Origin of the sequence: Sedimentitalea sp. (assembly GCF_039973035.1) — a bacterium.
Lineage (GTDB): Bacteria > Pseudomonadota > Alphaproteobacteria > Rhodobacterales > Rhodobacteraceae > Sedimentitalea.
The window spans coordinates 1-1,789 of record NZ_JBDWLR010000035.1; the positions used below are offsets into that span (position 1 = coordinate 1).

General features: G+C 55.3%; 2 protein-coding genes. One reads left to right on the forward strand and one right to left on the reverse strand.

What is annotated here, in order from left to right:
- Positions 1–56: 56 nt before the first annotated feature.
- A complete protein-coding gene (locus ABJO75_RS07935) occupies positions 57–1,031 on the reverse strand; it encodes a GlxA family transcriptional regulator (RefSeq protein WP_348432410.1) in 975 nt (324 codons plus the stop codon).
- A gap of 225 nt (positions 1,032–1,256) precedes the next feature.
- On the opposite strand from ABJO75_RS07935, the gene ABJO75_RS07940 reads away from it, so the two are divergent.
- On the forward strand, positions 1,257–1,789 hold a 533-nt coding region (locus ABJO75_RS07940), incomplete at its 3' end, for an alpha/beta hydrolase (RefSeq protein ID WP_348432411.1).

Here is a 1,789-nt window from a genome sequence, read left to right on the forward strand (position 1 = left end):
CAATGCGGGCTTTCGCTAGGGTTGCGCCAATGGTCGCTTTTCACAGTGGCTGGCGACTATGGCCGCGTTTGTGTGGTACCAAATTGTTGACGATACTCTGAGACTGAAACACCTGAGATACGCTGAAATACTTTGCCGAACGCAGAGGGGTCCTTGTACCCGACCTCCCAAGCGATCTGATCCAAGGGACGGTTTGTCAGTTCCAAAATACCTCGGGCTTTAGCAACACGGGCCTGTTGGATGTACTCGGTGGGGTTGAGCGAAGTCGCTTTGGAAAAGCGGCGCATAAAGGTGCGCTTTTCCAAATGCGCAACATCGGAGAGATCGTTGAGGTTCAGCGATGCAGTCAAATCAGCGTGGATATGGTGCTGGACCCGCAGGATCGCCTCGTCCCCATGATCGAAATCCGGGATAAACTCGGTGAAAGGAAGCTGCGTGGCACGCGGCGGCTGAATAACCAGAAATCGGGCCGTCGACAGCATTGTGCTCCGTCCGAAGAGACGTTCGACAAGGGTCAGACCAAGATCGGTCCAGGCAAGGATACCGCCCGCTGATATGACGTCGCCATCGTCGAGCACCAGATTTCGGTCGGCAACTTCAACATCCTCGTAGCGTTGTGCAAGGTGTTTGGCGAAGGCCCAATGCGTTGTCACACGTCGGCCTTGCAGCAAACCGCTTTCGGCCAGAACGAACGCTCCTGCACAGATCGAGCAAACGCGGCTGCCCTCTTTGTGTTGCGCGTGAAGCCATGCAGCCTCTTGTGGCATGGTCTGCATCTTGTCGGGCATAACGATGCTGGGCGGGGCAATGACGTAATCCAGGCGATGGGTCTGGTTCGGATGGGTATCCCAGATGCATGTGGGCTCCTTACAATCTTCGGCGCGCCAATGAGTGATCCGAACCCTTCGCGGGTCGTCGCTATCGGTCCACTCACCCGCAATCCGGAACAGATCGGTCAGGCCGTAGACCGCGGACAATTGGCAGTCGGGGTAAATCAACAGGCCGATCTCGCAAGCCCAGCCTTTTTTCATTTCTGTCACTTTTGAACCTCATTTTGTCAATTGTGACATTCGTGCATTGCCAACCAAATTGCAACATTGCCGCATCGAACAAGCAACGAGGACCCGATGGCCATACCCCAAAACGAACTGACCAGACGCACCGTTTTGCATGCGGGTGCAGCAACCACGTTGCTCGCCGTGATGCCTGCCGCGCTTGCCGCTCAACCGCTTACTCAACAAGAAGGAAATATCACCATGTCGACTATTGAAACTCGCGACGGAACCAAGATTTTCTACAAAGACTGGGGGCCACGTGATGCGCAACCGATCGTTTTTCACCATGGTTGGCCGCTGAGTGGCGATGACTGGGACAATCAGATGTTGTTCTTCCTTGCCAACGGTTACCGCGTCATTGCACATGATCGCCGTGGCCATGGTCGCTCGGACCAGACAGACCAGGGTCATGATATGGCAACTTACGCAAATGATGTTGTCGACCTGGCCGAGGAACTGGATCTCAAGAATGCTGTTCATATTGGTCATTCGACAGGCGGCGGTGAAGTCGCAGCCTACGTGGCCAAAGCTAAGCCCGGCCGTGTCGCCAAGGCAGCGCTGCTGGGGGCCATCCCACCTCTTATGCTAAAGACCGACGCCAACCCTGATGGTGTGCCTATTGAGGTATTTGACGGGTTGCGTGCGGGATTGGCTGCCAACCGAGCGCAATTCTTCATCGACGTACCCTCTGGTCCTTTTTACGGCTTTAACCGCGATGGCGCTGAAGTCAGCCA